We start from the raw sequence: 13,986 nt of genomic DNA, 5'->3' as shown, positions 1-13,986 counted from the left end.
TGACGTTGATAAGATGCCCGGCGTCAAGAGGCAGGCCAACAAACAACCCACACAGGAGACAGGCTTTGAGCAACCCGAGCCCCATGGCAGCGTCCGCTGCGTCGCGATTTCCCGCCCCCACCCTCACCGGGCCCCTGCGCTGCGTGGTCGAAGCCGACGCGCAGCTGGGGGAGGGGCTTGTCTGGTCGGTGCGTGATCAGGTGCTGTACTGGCTGGACATCCTGGGCTGCCGCCTGTTCCGGCTCGACCCGGCCACGGGCGTGCAGACACAGTGGGGCTTTGACGAGGAGATCTCGGCCCTGGCCGAGCGCCGGGATGCGCCCGGCCTGATCATCACGCTGCGGCGCGGCTTTGCCCTGTTCGACCCGGCCGCCGACAGCGCACCCCGCTACCTGCACCAACCCGTGGCCGAACTGCCCGGCAACCGCTTCAACGACGGCAAGTGCGACGAGCATGGGCGCTTCTGGGGTGGCAGCATGGACTTCGACTGCAAGCTGCCCACGGGGGCGCTCTACCGCTACGATCCCGATGGCCGCTGCACGCGCCACGACGAAGGCTTTGTGGTGACCAACGGGCCCACCTGGGCAATGGCGGGTGGCCGGCCGTGCCTGTACTTCAACGACACCCTGGCGCCGGTCACCTGGCGCTACGACTTCGACGCGGTTGCCGGCACGGTCTCCAACAAGCAGGTCTGGAAGCGTTTCGGCCCCGGGGAGGGCCTGCCTGACGGCATGACCACCGATGCCCAGGGTCGCCTCTGGATCGCCCACTGGGGCGGCCACTGCGTGAGCTGCCACGACCCCGAGACGGCCGAGGAACTGGCCCGCGTGGTGCTGCCCGCCAGCCAGGTCACCACCTGCGCCTTCGGCGGCGCAGACCTGCGCACGCTGTTCATCACCACCGCGCGGGTCGGCCTCACGCCGGAGCAACTCGCAGCCGAGCCGCTGGCCGGCAGCGTGTTTGCCGTGCAGGTCGACAGCCCGGGTGTGCCGGCCCATCTCTTTGGCGGCTGAGCCTCTTCACAGGAAGGCATGCACATGAGCGATACCACCCACCCCGTCACCTGGCTGCGCCACGCTGGCCAGCACCTGGGCCTCGTCCCCTCGCTGGGCGGCAGCGTGGCGGCCTGGCAGATCGACGACCCGCAGCAGCCCGGTGGCCGGATCGATCTCTGGCGCCCCTGGGACGGTGCCACGCCCGATCTGTACCAGATGGCCTCCTTTGCCATGGTGCCCTGGTCCAACCGCATCAGCGGCGGCGGCTTCACGCACGTGGGCCGGTTCCACCCCATGCGGCCCAACCGGGCCGGTGAGCCCTATCCCATCCATGGCGATGGCTGGCTGCAGCCCTGGACCCTGGCCCAGACCGCGCCCGACACGCTGGAAATGCGCCTGCGCTCCGAGCGCTTCCAGGGTAACCCCTACGACTACGAATCGGTGCAGACCTTCCGCCTGGTGCAGGGCGGGCTGGACCAGCATGTGCTGGTGCGCCACCGGGGGGCCGAGCCGCTGCCCTATGGCATCGGCGTGCACCCGTGGTTTCCGCGCACCCCGGCCACGCGCATCAGCGCGCCGGTCGAAGGCGTGTGGCTCTGCGGCGATGACCCCTTGCCGACCGCGCACACCACACAGTTCCCCGAGGGTTGGAACCTCAACGCCGGCATTTCCGCGCATGGCGACTTGATCGACAACGGCTACACCGGTTGGGGTGGTGCTGCCCGCATCGAGTGGCCCGAGCGCGGCCTGGTGCTCACGGCGCGCATGCCCGAGTTTGCGCAGGATGGCGGCACCGCAAAGCACTTCTGCCTCATCTACCGCCCACCGCAGGGCCCCGCCTTCTGCTTCGAGCCCATCACCCAGCCCATCGATGCCTTCCACCTGCCGGGGCAGCCGGGGCTGCGGGTGCTTGCGCAGGGCGAGGCGATGGCACTGCACGTGCAGTGGCGCTTCGGACCGAGCGCCTAGGATCAGTCCGCAGGCACCGGGCGGCCCAGCAGCCGGTCCACGGCCGCGCGCAGGGCCACGAGGGAGGTGGTGTTGAGCACGAAGACCACGAAGCCCTCGATCTGGCTGCTCAGCAGCTCGAAGCGGATGTGCAGGAACACCACCAGGTGGTTCTGGATGCGCGTGCCCAGGATGGTGCGGCTGTCGCCCACATCGACGCGCGGCGGGCTCAGCTCGAACTCGTTGCCCAGCAGGTCGGCCAGGGCCGCCAGGCAGGCACTGAGCATCACATTGCCCAGCTCGCTCATCGCGTCCTGCTCGATGGCGCTCAGGTCTTCGCCCGGCACGCTCTGGCCTGCAACGATGCGCACGATCTCCAGGCTCTTGTCACCCGGGAAGATCAGCAGCGCATCGCCATTGAAGACCCCGCGAAAGGGCTGGCGAATGCCGTGCATGGTGCTGCCGGCAGCGCCCAGTTGCTGGGCCGCCTCGCTCACCGTGAAGATGCTCACGTGCGGCACCGAGAGCAGCACCTCGTCGTGCATCAGCCGGCCCATGGCTGCGGCGGCTTTGCCGACGCCGATGTTGAAGATCTCGCTGAGCGCGTCTATCTGTTCCGCATCAAGCTTGGCAGTCATCTCATGCTCCTGTCAGTGTGGCGAGCTTTTTTACCGCTTCGGCCGTGATGGGCTTGGCAATGAAGGCCAGGCCCGCCTCCTCGATGCGCTCCTGCACGGCGCCCTGGACATTGGCCGTGACGATGGCGATGGGCAGCTGGGGCCGCAGCTTGCGCAGGGCGAGGGCGGCCTCCAGGCCGTTCATGCCGTGCATGTTGAAGTCCATGGACACCAGGTCCACGGGGTGCTGCTCGGCCATGGCCAGGGCTTCTTCGCCGCTGCTGGCATGCAGGATGCTCCACTGGGGATAGGCCTGCAGGACCAGGCCTTGCAGGATGAGGCGGGACATGCGGCTGTCGTCAACGATCAATAGCTGGAGGCTCATGGCAGGGGCGTGCTTTCTGGTGCGTCATGGGGTGGGGGTGGCGCCGTCATAGGCCAGCACCTTGTTGCGGCCGGTGGCCTTGGCGCGGTACAGCGCCTGGTCGGCCCAGGCCAGGAGGGTCTCGATCCCGGCGTCGCGGTGCGCCATCTCGGCCATGCCGATGGACACGGTGATCTTCAAGGGATCGCTGGCGAGGGAGACGATCTCGAGCCGCGAGATGGCCTCGCGGATGCGCTCGGCCACAGACCAGGCACTTTCGGCGGACGAATGGGGCAGCAAGGCCGCGAACTCCTCACCCCCCAGCCGGCCCAGGATATCGGCCTCGCGCAGCGCGCCGGCGATCGCGGTGGCGCAGGCACGCAGCGAGTCATCGCCGGCCTGGTGCCCGTGGCGGTCGTTGATGCGCTTGAAGTGGTCGATGTCGATCATCAGCACCGTGCAGGGCTTGGCATGGCGGCGGCAATGGTCGATGAGGGCCGTGCCGCGCTCCAGGAAGGCCCGCCGGTTGAGCATGCCGGTCAGCGAGTCGCGCGTGGCCAGTTCGCGCAGCTGGGTTTCCAGCTGCTTGTGCGTGCTGATGTCGAAACCCCAGAGCAGATGGGCCAGCTTGCCATCGACCTCGATCAGGCGCGCGGACAGCGAGCTCCAGCGCGGATTGTTCTTCGCGCCGATGAGGGCTTCCATGCCGTCCACCTGGCCGTAGGTGTCGAGCGCCTCCATCAGTTGCCGGCTGGCTCCGGGATCGTGCAGCAGTTCGGGCAGGAACAGCTTGATCGGCGGCCACTGCAGGCCCAGGCGCTCGACCATCTGGTTGTTGATGAAGTGCACGAAGCCGCTTTCGACATCCACCAGCACCACATCGCTCGGGCTGGAGTCCAGGATGAAGCCCAGCAGCGCGCGGCTTTCCTCGATCTCGCGTGTGCGGCTGGCCACGCGCATCTCCAACTGGCGGTTGGCCTGCGCCAGTTGCAGCGACAGGGCCTGCGCAGCCCGGGCCTCGTGCAGCAGTCTGTGGATCAGCAGGGCCGTGCCCAAGAGCAGGCCTCCGAGCACGGCGCTGAGCAGCATGAACTGGTTGTGCAGTTCCTGGCGGACGCCATCGGCTTCCTGCGTGGAAAACAGGTGCACCGCCACGACGGCCTTGCGGATGCGCTGCAGCAGTTCATCGGAGTGCAGGAGGATGTCATTGGCCACCTGGGTGCGTTCGGCCGGTGCCGATGCAAACCGGCTGGCCCACCGCTCGACATGCCTGGCCAGGTCCTCCAGGTCGAGTGCCGTCTGCGGCAGTGCCTGGCGCAGGCGCACGCCGGCGCGCGGGTTGGCGCCGGACATGTCGAGCGTGCTCAGCAGCACTTCCAGGCGTTCCTGCAGATCGGCATCAGGCGCCTCCTGCGCCCTGAGCTTGCGCGCCAGCAGGGCCACGCGCGCCAGTTCGCTGTGCACGCTGGACACATGCCAGAGCTCGCTTTGCTGGAACGGCTGCGCCAGCGAGCGCACCTGGCGCAGCGTCCACCACAGGGCCATGGACGTGGCCAGCACCATGGCCACCACCAGGGTCAGAAGCCAGTAGGTGCCGCTGCGGTGGCGCAGCAGCCGGCCGGCCCCGGCCGGCAGGGGCTTACCGGACGGAGATGACATGGACCTGCCAGATGGTGCGGTTGATGTAGTCCTGCCGGTGCAGCCGGGGGTTCTGGTCAAAGGGGTAGATCAGGATCAGGGGGCCCTTGTCGCGGATGCTGATCGGCTGGTTGTTGCGGCGGTAGGCCAGGATGGGGTCGTACTGGACCAGATCGCTCCAGGGGATGCGAACGGCGTAGTCGTTCAGGGCCGTCAGCTCGATCTGCTGCGGTTCGTTGCCACCCAGCAGCTCCACGAGGTGGCGCAGGGACACGCCGCGCCACCGGGACTGGCCCGGCATGCCCAGGGCCTGCGGCAAGCTGGTGACGATCTCGCGGCTGGGCAGCTTCTCCAGCGCCTGCATGGCGCAGGGCAGCACCGTCTGGGTCGCGAGCTGCAGCCGCAGCACCGTGCGCTCGCCGGATGGCGGGCACACCGGGCTGGCGTGGGCGGGCCGGGGCAGCCACAGGCTCAACAGGGCAAACAGTGCGAAGGTTGCACTGGGCAACCCCGCCAGGGATCTGGGCATCATCAAAGGCTCTCGCTGGCGCGCTCCTGCGGGCAGTTGCAGGAGCAGACGCAGCGACTATGCCGGCATGCCTTGTGGAAATGGCCGGACTTGCCTGCCGTTGTGGGGGCAATCGACCCGTTTTGACAATTGTTGACGGCCTGGCAGGGCGCCAGGCCCGCGTGGCACCCGCTTCAGATGACCCGAAAGCCGTGCGTGCCGTCGCGCCCGAGCTGTTCGACCAGCCCGAATTCCCAGTCCAGGTAGGCCTGCATCGCTTCGCGCGGGCTCTCCGTGCCCTCGTAGGGGCGGCGGTAGCGGTCGGTGCGCGGCGAGGCCAGGCGTGCCTCACCATGCTCCAGGGGCAGGCCGGCCGCGATCCAGGCCAGGGTGCCGCCTTCGAGCACATGCACCTCGGTGCCCGTGAGGCGCGCCAGGTCTTGCGCCGCATAGCGCGCCAGCAGGCTGCTGCCGCAGGTGAGCACATAGCGCTCGGCGCGCGGGATGGCCGCCACGGCCTGCGCCAGCTGCGCGCGGATCACGAACCAGGCGCCAGGAATGTGGCGCTGGGTGTAGTTGGCGCTGGTGGTCAGGTCCAGCACGGCGGTACGGCCCGGGGCCTTCTCCTGCAGCCAGGCCGCCAGTTGCGCGGGCGTGGTCCAGGCGATGGGGCCTTCGGGTTCGGGCACGGTGTTGGCCACGGCGCCGGCCTCGCTGAAGTCCGACGCCTGCGCGCCATCGAGCACCCAGGCCTCCCAGCCCATCTGGGCCAGCCACGAGGCACTCATGTTGGCGCGCACGCCATCGTCGTCCGCCAGCACCAGGCGCGCACCGCGCACGGCGGCCGTGTGGTCGGTTTCCTGCACCAGCTGACCGCCTGGCGTGTTGCGAAAGCCGGGCAGGTGGCCGGCCGCGAACTCCTCGGGCGTGCGCACGTCCAGCAAATAGGTGGTGCGGCTGGCCTCGGCCGCAAAGCGCGCCAGATCGCCGGCCTGGGCGCGCTGCACGCCCGCGCGGTCGGCCACCTTGCGGGCCTGTTCTGGCGCCCGGCTGCGGTCGATGTGCAAGGCCGGGTCGAAGCGGCGGCTGGCGCCGCGCTCCAGCGTCTGCCCGGCCAGCAGCCAGCCGATGGTGCCGTTGCGCAGCGCGGCCACGGGGTTGGGGATGCCCGCGTTGACCAGCGACTGCGTGCCGATGATGCTGCGCGTGCGCCCCGCGCAGTTCACGATGATCTGGGTGGCCGGGTTGGGCGCCAGCGCCTGGGCGCGCAGCACCAGCTCGGCGCCGGGCACGCTCACGCCCGTGGGAATGTTCATGGTGTGGTATTCGTCGTAACGGCGCGCGTCGAGCACCACCACGTCGGCCTTGGCATCGATCAGGGCCTGCACTTCCTCGGCCGCGAGCGACGGGGTATGGCGCTCGGCCTCCACCAGCTCGCCAAAGGACTTGCTGGGCACGTTCACGTCGATGAACAGCTCGCCCCCCGCATCGCGCCAGCCTTGCAGGCCGCGTGCGAGCAAGGTCACGCGCGTGTAGCCCAGGCGCTGCAGGGTGCGCGCTGCGGGCTCGGCCAGGCCCTCGCCGTCGTCGTAGACCACGATCAAGGTGTCGCGGCGGGGGATGCGCGTCCAGGCGTCCAGTTCGATCTTGCCCGCAGGCAGGTTGGCGGCGAACAGCGGGTGGCCCTGGGCGTAGGGGTCTTCCTCGCGCACGTCGAGCAGGGCGATTTCCTCGTGGGCGAGCAGGGCCTCGCGGACCTCAAGGACGGAGGTTTCTGGAATGGCGGGTGCGGTCATGGGTGGAATCGTACGGTCTTTGGAAAAGGGTCAGGCCGAGGCAGCCGGGTTCTTGGAGAGGTCCCAGATATTGGGCAGGGTGCTGTTGCTGTAGCCCGAGATGAAGGGTTTGCGCGTACCGTCTTCCAGGTACACGCTGCGCTGCACGGCGCCGATGTTGGCGCCATACACATGGATGCTGACGGAGGTGCGGCCCTCCCACGCATTGCTCACGCGGTGCACATCGCCGATGGTGGGGGACACGGCCTCCACCTGGCCTGGTTGCAGGCGGTGCGGCGCGCCCTGGGGGGCCCAGCGGCCATCCGCCGTGCGGGCATAGGCCTGCGAGTCTTCGGCGCCGCGCAGCATGCCGATCAGCCCCCACACCGTGTGGTCATGGATGGGCGTGGCCTGGCCCGGCCCCCAGACAAAGCTCACCACCGAGAAGCGGCCCAGCGCATCGGCGTGCAGCAAAAACTGCTGGTAGCGCTCGGGATTGGGCTGGGCATAGGCGGCGGGCAGCCAGTCGTCATGGGCCACCAGGGCGCCAAGCAGCGCGCCGCCGCGCGTGAGCAGCTCGGGCTCTGGCGGGGCGCTTTCCACCAGGGCCGCCAGTTGCTGCACAAAGCTGCGCAGGCGGGCGGTGTTGGGGGCTGTGGAGGATGCTTGTTCGAGAACGTCGGGGGCGAGGGCATTCATGCCCTGCATTGCACCAGTGTTGGGCGTTGGGGTGTGTGGAAAGTTTTGCATATCCATCTCCGTTTTTCTTCGTTCTCTTTTGGGGGCCCGCCTTGTGCAATGCGGATGGTGCGGTGTCTGCCACCGCTGTCTCTTTCTTTTTCATTACACACGAGGTGCAGGGCATGAACAACAAGGGCCGGATTCTGGGTGGAGGAGAGGCGCGTTGGTCGCGCCGGCAGGTGCTGCGCGCCACCGGCGCGGCCACGGTGGTGGGCGCATCGGGCGTGGTGGGCAGCCAGGTGCTGGCCGCTGGCAAGCTGCGCGAGGTGAAGCTGGCGTGGAACGCCAATGCCATCTGCCTGTCGGCCGCCCCGGTGGCGATCGAGCGCGGCATCTTCGAAAAGCACGGCCTCAAGGTCGAGCTGGTCAACTTCGCGGGCTCCACCGACCAGTTGCTCGAAACCATCGCCACTTCCAAGGCCGATGCCGGCCTGGGCATGGTGCACCGCTGGATCAAGCCGCTGGAGTCGGGCTTCGATGTGAAGCTGGTGGGCAGCTCGCACGGCGGCTGCTCGCGCCTGGTGGGCTACGAAGCTGCGGGCGTGACCAGCCTGCAAAAGCTCAAGGGCAAGACGATTGCCGTGTCGGACCTCAACAGCCCGGGCAAGAACTTCTTCTCGGTGCTGCTGGCCAAGGCCGGGCTGAATCCCGAGAAGGATGTAGCCTGGCGCCAATTCCCCGGCGACATGCTGGGCCTGGCCGTGGAAAAGGGCGAGGCCCAGGCCATTGCCGATGGCGACCCCAACCTGCTCTTGATCCAGCGGCGCACCAAGGGCCTGGTGGACCTGGCCTCCAACCTCTCGGGCGAGTACGCCGCCAAGACCTGCTGCGTGCTGGGCGTGAGCGGTGCCATGGTGCGCAATGACAAGGGCACGGCGGCCGCGCTCACGCGTGCCATCATCGAGGCATCGGACTTCGTGGCCGACAACCCGAACGAGACGGCACGCATCTTCAGCCCGTACTCCAAGGTGCCGCAGGAAGATCTGCGCGCGGTGCTGGGCACGCTCACCCACCGCAGCCACCCCGTGGGCACGGCCCTGCGCCAGGAGATCGAGTTCTACGCGCGCGATTTCAAGCTGGTGGGGGTGCTCAAGCCCTCCACCGACCCGGCACGCTTTGCGGCCCATGTCCACGCGGATGTACTGGCCTGAGCCCGCCATGAGCACTGTTGCCGATCACATCCTTCCTGCGCCGGCCGCCGTGGCCGCAGCCCCGGCGGTGACCGCAGCGCGGCGGACCGCGACTGCTCCCGCGTTCTGGTGGACCGGCTTGGCCGCCGCCGTCGCCTGGGCCGCACTGGGGCTTGTCACCTCCCTGTGGCCCAACAAACCCGTGGGTTTCAGCGACTGGGCGTTCACCGAAGAGTTCGCCCTCGGTTCGGGCGCTGTAGCGCTGGTTCTGGCGGTGCTGGCCTTCGTGCCGGGCGCGCTGGGCCGCGCCGCACCGCGTGTGCGCAAGGCCGGCCCCTGGCTCGTGGCCCTGGCGCTGGGCTTTGCGGTCTGGGAGGTCTTCACGGCCAAGCTGGGCACCTTGCCGCCGCCATTCTTTGCGCCGCCGCAGAGCCTGGTGGAGGTCTATGCCACCGACTGGGCGCGCCTGTTGGAAAGCGCGGGCGCATCGTTGCGCCTGCTCGCCCTGGGCATTGCCATCGGCGCGGCAGCGGGCTTTGTCACCGGGGTGCTGATCGGCTGGTCGCGCCAGGCCAGCTACTGGATCCACCCGGTGCTGCGCATCCTCGGGCCCGTGCCCACCACGGCGCTGCTGCCGGTGAGCTTCTATTTCTTTCCGTCGAGCTGGTCCACGGCCATCTTCCTGATCGCGCTGGGCACGGCCTTTCCGGTGGCCATCCTCACCTGGTCGGGCGTGGCAGGCGTGCACAAGAATTACTACGACGTGGCGCGCACCATGGGCGCATCGCCCTGGTTCCTGGTGCTGCGCGTGGCCATACCGGCCGCACTGCCGCAGGTCTTCGTGGGCCTGTTCATGGGCCTGGGCGCGGCATTCTCCACCCTGGTCGTGGCCGAGATGCTGGGCGTGAAGGCCGGCCTGGGCTGGTACCTGACCTGGGCCCAGGGCTGGGCGGCCTATCCCAACATGTATGCGGCGCTGATCGTGATGGCGCTGCTGTTCTCGGGCGTCATCACCTTGCTGTTCGTGCTGCGCGACCGGGTGCTGTCCTGGCAGAAGGGGGTGGTGAAATGGTGAGCGCTGTTGCTTCGGAGCCGACCACTTCCAACAAGGTCGCAGGCGCACGCATCGAGGTGCGCAATGTCAGCCACTGGTTCGATCTGCCCGCGGGCCCGCTGCATGTCATCGACGAACTCGATCTGTCCATCGCTCCCGGCGAATTCGTGGCCCTGCTCGGCCCGAGCGGCTGCGGCAAGAGCACCTTGCTGCGCCTGGTGGCGGGGCTGGAGCCCGCCACCACGGGCGAGTTGCTGCACGACGGCGCGCCCATCACCGACCCTGATCCCTCGCGCATCGTGGTTTTCCAGGACCCCACGCTGTTTCCCTGGCGCACCGTCTGGGACAACGTGGCCCTGGGCCTGCAGGCGCGCGGCATTCTGCGCGCCCAGCGCCACCGGGTGGACCAGGCGCTGCGCCTGGTCGGCCTGCAGGACTTTGCCAAGGCCTTCCCGCACCAGCTCTCGGGCGGCATGGCCCAGCGCGTGGCGCTGGCGCGGGCCCTGGTGAACGACCCGAGCCTCCTGGTGCTGGACGAACCGCTGGGCAAGCTCGACTCGCTCACGCGCCTGACCATGCAGACCGAGCTGGTGGACCTGTGGCAGCGCACGGGATTTTCGGCCCTGCTGGTCACGCACGACGTGGAGGAGGCGCTGTTCATGGCGCAGCGCGTGGTGGTGTTCTCCGACCGGCCGGCGCGCATCCGCCAGGTGCTGGTCAACGACCTGCCGTACCCGCGCCACCGTGGTGACCCGCGCCTGGCCGAGCTGCGCCGCGAAGCCCTGGCCCTGCTGGGGCTGGATGCCAGCTGGTAGCCTGCGCGCCTTGTCCCCGGACCTGTTGAACGGCCTGCTCGAAGGCCTGCATGCCGCGCAGCAGGGCCTGCGCGCGCTGCTGCACGCCCTGGGCTGGGCGCCCGATGTCCATGGCCAGCCCAGTTGGCCGCTGGCGCACCGCATTGCGGCCGAGATGCTGGTGGTGGACGCAGGCCACGCCCGGCGTGTGCTGGGGGCGCTGGCCTGCACGGGCGCTGCGCTGGTGCTGCTGGCCCTGGCGCTGCCCTGGCGCCGCGCCCGGTGGCCGCTGGCGGCGCTGGCCGCCACCGTGCTGGTGCTGGCGCCCTGGCCGCCGGCCCATCTGCTGCTGGCCCCGGCCGTGCCCACCAGCCTGCACCAGTCACCCACCGGTTTCCGTGCGGCAGGCATCGTGCGCGGCCAGGCCATCTACCAGCAGCACTGTGTGCGCTGCCATGGCACCGATGGCCGGGGCGAAGGCCCCGACGCGCCGCAACTGGTGCAGTGGCCGCCCAACCTGAACGGGGCCTTGCTGTGGAAGCGGCTCGACGGCGAGCTGTTCTGGCGCGTGCGCGAGGGCATGCACAACCGCGCGGGAGTGCCCACCATGCCCGGTACTGGCGCTGCGTTGAGCGATCAGCAGATCTGGGAGGTGCTGGACTACCTGCAGGCCCATGCGGCCGGGCAGATGCTGCGCGAATCGGGCACCTGGGACCGCCCCGTGCGCCTGCCCGGCATGGCGCTGGACTGCCGCCAGGGGCGCTCGCGGCAATCCCGCGACCTGGTGGGGCAGCGCGTGCGCGTGGCCGTGGCAGGGCCTGGTGTGGCGCCCGTGGCGGACGACCCGCGCCTGGTCACCCTGGTGGCCGGCACGCTGCCACCAGGGGCCGATCCTGAATGCATGCCGCAGGGCGATGCGCAGGCCGTGGAGCAGGCCCTGGGCCTGGTGCTCGGCATCCCGGCCGCCGAGCTGCCGGGCTACCAACTGATCGTGGACCGCAGCGGCTGGCTGCGTGCACGGGGCCAGCCGGGCCAGGCCGCCTGGTCCGAGGACGACCTGGTCTGCCGCTCCACGACCGTGCCCAGGGCGCCCCTGGATGGGCCGGTGGCGGCCAGTGGCACACCCCAGGGCGACGGACTGGAGGCCTTGATCCGCCGCATGGATGCAGAGCCCGTGCGCCTCACACGCGGTGGCTTCCCCCACTGAGCCCTGGCAGGGGTTTTCAGTCCGGATCGCGGCGGCTGCGCAGAAAGTCCGCCAGCGCCTGGCTGGCAGCCCCCATGCCGCTGGCCGGCTGCAGCACGCCGATGGGGTCGATGGGCACAGGCTCGCCAAAGGGCAGTACCTCCAGCTCTCCGGTGTCGAGCAGGGGCTGCACCAGGTTCACGGGCAGCAGGGCCAGCAGGTCGCGGCTGCGCAGCAGCGACCACAGCATGGGCAGCGCCCGGGTGACCACGGGGTAGATCGGGGGAGGGTGGGGGAAATGCGCCTCGGCCAGCGCGTCGAAGCGCCAGCGGCCGGCCACGCCCGCGGGCAGCAGCAGCCAGGTCTGGCACGCCAGGTCGGCCGGCTGGACGGGGGCGCCACCCACCAGGGCGTGGCCGGCGCGGGCCACGATCACGAAACGGTCCTCCCGCAAGGCGTGGAACTGCCAGCCTTCGGGAATGGCCGGAGGCTTGCGGCACACCACCAGGTCCACCTCGCCGCGCGCCATGGCCAGGAGCTGGTCTTCGCCCTCGGCCTCGGCCAGTTGCACCTGGATCTGCGGATGCCGGTCGCAGAAGCCGGGCAGGGCGGCAACCAGCACGCCGTTGATGGCGCTGGCCGAGCCGAGCAGGCGCACCAGCCCCTGGCCCTGGTTCTGCCGCGCGGTAATGAGCTCGGCACCATCGGCCATGCCCAGCATCAGCTGGCGCGCCACGGGCAGCAGGTCGGTGCAGGCGGGCGTGGGGCGCACGCCGCGCGCATGCCGCTCGAACAGGCGTATCTGCAGCAGGTCTTCCAGGTAGGCCAGGGTCTGCGTCACGGAGGACTGCGTCATGCCGATGGCATCGGCCGCGCGCTGCACGCTGCCCAGCTCGGCCAGGCGCAGCAGCACCTGGATGTGGCGGAACTTGCCGCGCGCGAGCAGCCGGTTCAGGAGCGAGGAGGCGGAGTGTTGCAAGGCACGTCGTCGGCGAAGGTGTGGGCTGCGACTGTACCCTGCCGATGCCGTGTTCAATCCTGAAGTGCGTTCAGCGTGAACGGCGCCGCAGCGAACATGCGCACGCCATGCTCCAGCGCATCCTCGTCGAAGTCGAACAGCGGGTGGTGGTGCGGGTGGCAGATGTGCTTGGCCGCGCTGCGCGCGCCGATCAGCGCATAGGCGCCTGGGGCGTGCTCGGTGAAGGCGCTGAAATCCTCGCTGTTGGGCAGCGGGTTCATGGTGTGCAGCGGCACCTCGGGCAGGGCCTCGCGCACGGCGGCGCGCAGGGCGGCGGCGGTGGCCGGGTCGTTGACCACCGGGCGGTAGCCATGCACGTACTCCAGCTCCACCGTGGCGCCATGGGCCTGGGCCACGCCGCGGGCAATGCGCTCGATGGCCTGGGGGACCCGCGCGCGCACTTCGGGCGAGTAGCAGCGCACCGAGCCCGAGAGTTCCGCGCTGTCCGGGATCACGTTGAACGCCGAGCCGGCCTGGAACTTGGTGACCGAGAGGATCAGCGCCTCGTGCGCATCGGTGTTGCGTGCCACCACGGCCTGCAGGTTGGCCACGATCTGCGCGCCGATCCAGATCGGGTCGATGCATTTGTCGGGGTTGGCCGCATGGCCGCCCTTGCCCTGCACGCGCAGCACGAAGCGGTCGGAGCTGGCGAGCGTGGGCCCGTCGAGCACCACGATGCGGCCCGTGTCCACGGTGGACATGACGTGGGCCGAGATGATGCGGTCCACGCCCTGCATCACGCCGGCGTCCACCATCTGCTGGGCGCCGCCGGGGTGCTGTTCCTCGGCATGCTGGAAGAAAAAGCGCACCTCGCCCGGCAACTGCCGGCGCAGCCCGGCCAGCAGCCGTGCGGCCCCGAGCAGCATGGAGGCATGGCCATCGTGCCCGCAGGCGTGCATGGCACCCGGCCGGGCCGAGGCATAGTCGCAGGTCTTCTGGTCGTGGATGGGCAGGGCGTCGATGTCGGCGCGGATCGCCAGCACCTTGCCGGGCAGGGCGCCGCGCAGCGTGGCCACCAGGCTGGTGGGCGTGGGGCGGTGGATGGCCAGGCCGTCGATCTGGCGCAGCTCGCGCTCCAGGAAATCGGCCGTGTCGATCTCCTGGAACGACAGCTCGGCGTGGCGGTGCATGTGGCGGCGCCAGGCCACGACCTGCTCGTGCTGGGCGCGCGCCTGTTCGGTGATGGTGTCGATGAGCAACTGGGTGGTCATGGCGCGG

General features: G+C 69.7%; 14 protein-coding genes. 6 read left to right on the top strand and 8 right to left on the bottom strand.

Translation table 11 applies throughout. The annotated features are described in order from the left end of the window. Positions 1-83: 83 nt before the first annotated feature. Together HNP48_RS21090 and HNP48_RS21085 are read left to right on the top strand one after the other, a co-directional pair. The gene (locus tag HNP48_RS21090; protein WP_184861213.1) at positions 84-1,013 is read left to right on the top strand and encodes an SMP-30/gluconolactonase/LRE family protein; all 930 of its coding nucleotides are present in this window, start codon (positions 84-86) and stop codon (positions 1,011-1,013) included. A gap of 24 nt (positions 1,014-1,037) precedes the next feature. After that, positions 1,038-1,964 carry an aldose 1-epimerase gene (locus HNP48_RS21085; RefSeq protein ID WP_184860725.1) on the top strand — a complete coding sequence of 309 codons (927 nt, stop codon included), beginning with the start codon at positions 1,038-1,040 and terminating at the stop codon, positions 1,962-1,964. Positions 1,965-1,966: 2 nt separating this feature from the next. Here the strand turns inward: HNP48_RS21085 and HNP48_RS21080 are convergent, their stop codons facing one another. From HNP48_RS21080 to HNP48_RS21055, 6 genes are all read right to left on the bottom strand, one after another. Continuing rightward, entirely contained in the window at positions 1,967-2,581 is a 615-nt protein-coding gene (locus HNP48_RS21080) for a chemotaxis protein CheC (protein WP_184860723.1), read from the bottom strand. Between the two features lies 1 nt (position 2,582). Next, positions 2,583-2,945 carry a response regulator gene (locus tag HNP48_RS21075; protein WP_184860721.1) on the bottom strand — a complete coding sequence of 121 codons (363 nt, stop codon included), beginning with the start codon at positions 2,943-2,945 and terminating at the stop codon, positions 2,583-2,585. Between the two features lie 24 nt (positions 2,946-2,969). Further along, positions 2,970-4,583: a GGDEF domain-containing protein gene (locus HNP48_RS21070; protein ID WP_184860719.1), complete on the bottom strand. Its 1,614-nt coding sequence runs from the start codon at positions 4,581-4,583 to the stop codon at positions 2,970-2,972. Further along, on the bottom strand, positions 4,564-5,091 hold the full coding sequence (locus HNP48_RS21065; protein WP_184860716.1) for a molybdopterin-dependent oxidoreductase: 528 nt from the start codon (positions 5,089-5,091) through the stop codon (positions 4,564-4,566). The genes HNP48_RS21070 and HNP48_RS21065 overlap by 20 nt, the downstream gene beginning before the upstream one ends. Positions 5,092-5,264: 173 nt before the next feature. Continuing rightward, positions 5,265-6,866 (bottom strand): rhodanese homology domain-containing protein, encoded by a 1,602-nt coding sequence (locus tag HNP48_RS21060; protein ID WP_184860714.1) that lies wholly within the window; start codon positions 6,864-6,866, stop codon positions 5,265-5,267. A 30-nt stretch (positions 6,867-6,896) separates the two neighbouring features. Further along, a complete protein-coding gene (locus HNP48_RS21055; RefSeq protein WP_184860712.1) occupies positions 6,897-7,544 on the bottom strand; it encodes a cysteine dioxygenase in 648 nt (215 codons plus the stop codon). A gap of 164 nt (positions 7,545-7,708) precedes the next feature. Here HNP48_RS21055 and HNP48_RS21050 point away from each other — a divergent pair, with 164 nt between their 5' ends. Genes HNP48_RS21050 through HNP48_RS21035 form a run of 4 tightly spaced genes read left to right on the top strand, consistent with a single transcriptional unit; the run spans position 7,709 to position 11,771 of the window. Continuing rightward, complete coding sequence (locus HNP48_RS21050; protein ID WP_184860710.1) at positions 7,709-8,737, top strand: ABC transporter substrate-binding protein; 1,029 nt, start codon at positions 7,709-7,711, stop codon at positions 8,735-8,737. Positions 8,738-8,744: 7 nt separating this feature from the next. Continuing rightward, positions 8,745-9,791 (top strand): ABC transporter permease, encoded by a 1,047-nt coding sequence (locus HNP48_RS21045; protein WP_184860708.1) that lies wholly within the window; start codon positions 8,745-8,747, stop codon positions 9,789-9,791. After that, entirely contained in the window at positions 9,785-10,585 is an 801-nt protein-coding gene (locus HNP48_RS21040; RefSeq protein ID WP_184860706.1) for an ABC transporter ATP-binding protein, read from the top strand. Before HNP48_RS21045 ends, HNP48_RS21040 begins: the two co-directional genes overlap by 7 nt. 10 nt (positions 10,586-10,595) lie before the next feature. Further along, positions 10,596-11,771 (top strand): cytochrome c, encoded by a 1,176-nt coding sequence (locus tag HNP48_RS21035; RefSeq protein ID WP_260420319.1) that lies wholly within the window; start codon positions 10,596-10,598, stop codon positions 11,769-11,771. 16 nt (positions 11,772-11,787) lie between these two features. Here the strand turns inward: HNP48_RS21035 and HNP48_RS21030 are convergent, their stop codons facing one another. Next, positions 11,788-12,729 carry a LysR family transcriptional regulator gene (locus tag HNP48_RS21030; protein WP_184860702.1) on the bottom strand — a complete coding sequence of 314 codons (942 nt, stop codon included), beginning with the start codon at positions 12,727-12,729 and terminating at the stop codon, positions 11,788-11,790. Positions 12,730-12,782: 53 nt separating this feature from the next. Then, entirely contained in the window at positions 12,783-13,979 is a 1,197-nt protein-coding gene (locus HNP48_RS21025; RefSeq protein ID WP_184860700.1) for a M20 family metallopeptidase, read from the bottom strand. Positions 13,980-13,986 lie beyond the last annotated feature (7 nt).

The organism is Acidovorax soli, from assembly GCF_014207955.1.
GTDB lineage: Bacteria > Pseudomonadota > Gammaproteobacteria > Burkholderiales > Burkholderiaceae_C > Acidovorax > Acidovorax soli_A.
This window is presented reverse-complemented; position numbering and strand designations above follow the sequence as displayed.

Coding starts and splice junctions, on each gene's coding strand:
- HNP48_RS21090 (WP_184861213.1), top strand. CDS start 84: ATGGCAGCGTCCGCTGCGTCGCGATTTCCCGCCCCCACCCTCACCGGG.
- HNP48_RS21085 (WP_184860725.1), top strand. CDS start 1,038: ATGAGCGATACCACCCACCCCGTCACCTGGCTGCGCCACGCTGGCCAG.
- HNP48_RS21080 (WP_184860723.1), bottom strand. CDS start 2,581: ATGACTGCCAAGCTTGATGCGGAACAGATAGACGCGCTCAGCGAGATC.
- HNP48_RS21075 (WP_184860721.1), bottom strand. CDS start 2,945: ATGAGCCTCCAGCTATTGATCGTTGACGACAGCCGCATGTCCCGCCTC.
- HNP48_RS21070 (WP_184860719.1), bottom strand. CDS start 4,583: ATGTCATCTCCGTCCGGTAAGCCCCTGCCGGCCGGGGCCGGCCGGCTG.
- HNP48_RS21065 (WP_184860716.1), bottom strand. CDS start 5,091: ATGCCCAGATCCCTGGCGGGGTTGCCCAGTGCAACCTTCGCACTGTTT.
- HNP48_RS21060 (WP_184860714.1), bottom strand. CDS start 6,866: ATGACCGCACCCGCCATTCCAGAAACCTCCGTCCTTGAGGTCCGCGAG.
- HNP48_RS21055 (WP_184860712.1), bottom strand. CDS start 7,544: ATGAATGCCCTCGCCCCCGACGTTCTCGAACAAGCATCCTCCACAGCC.
- HNP48_RS21050 (WP_184860710.1), top strand. CDS start 7,709: ATGAACAACAAGGGCCGGATTCTGGGTGGAGGAGAGGCGCGTTGGTCG.
- HNP48_RS21045 (WP_184860708.1), top strand. CDS start 8,745: ATGAGCACTGTTGCCGATCACATCCTTCCTGCGCCGGCCGCCGTGGCC.
- HNP48_RS21040 (WP_184860706.1), top strand. CDS start 9,785: ATGGTGAGCGCTGTTGCTTCGGAGCCGACCACTTCCAACAAGGTCGCA.
- HNP48_RS21025 (WP_184860700.1), bottom strand. CDS start 13,979: ATGACCACCCAGTTGCTCATCGACACCATCACCGAACAGGCGCGCGCC.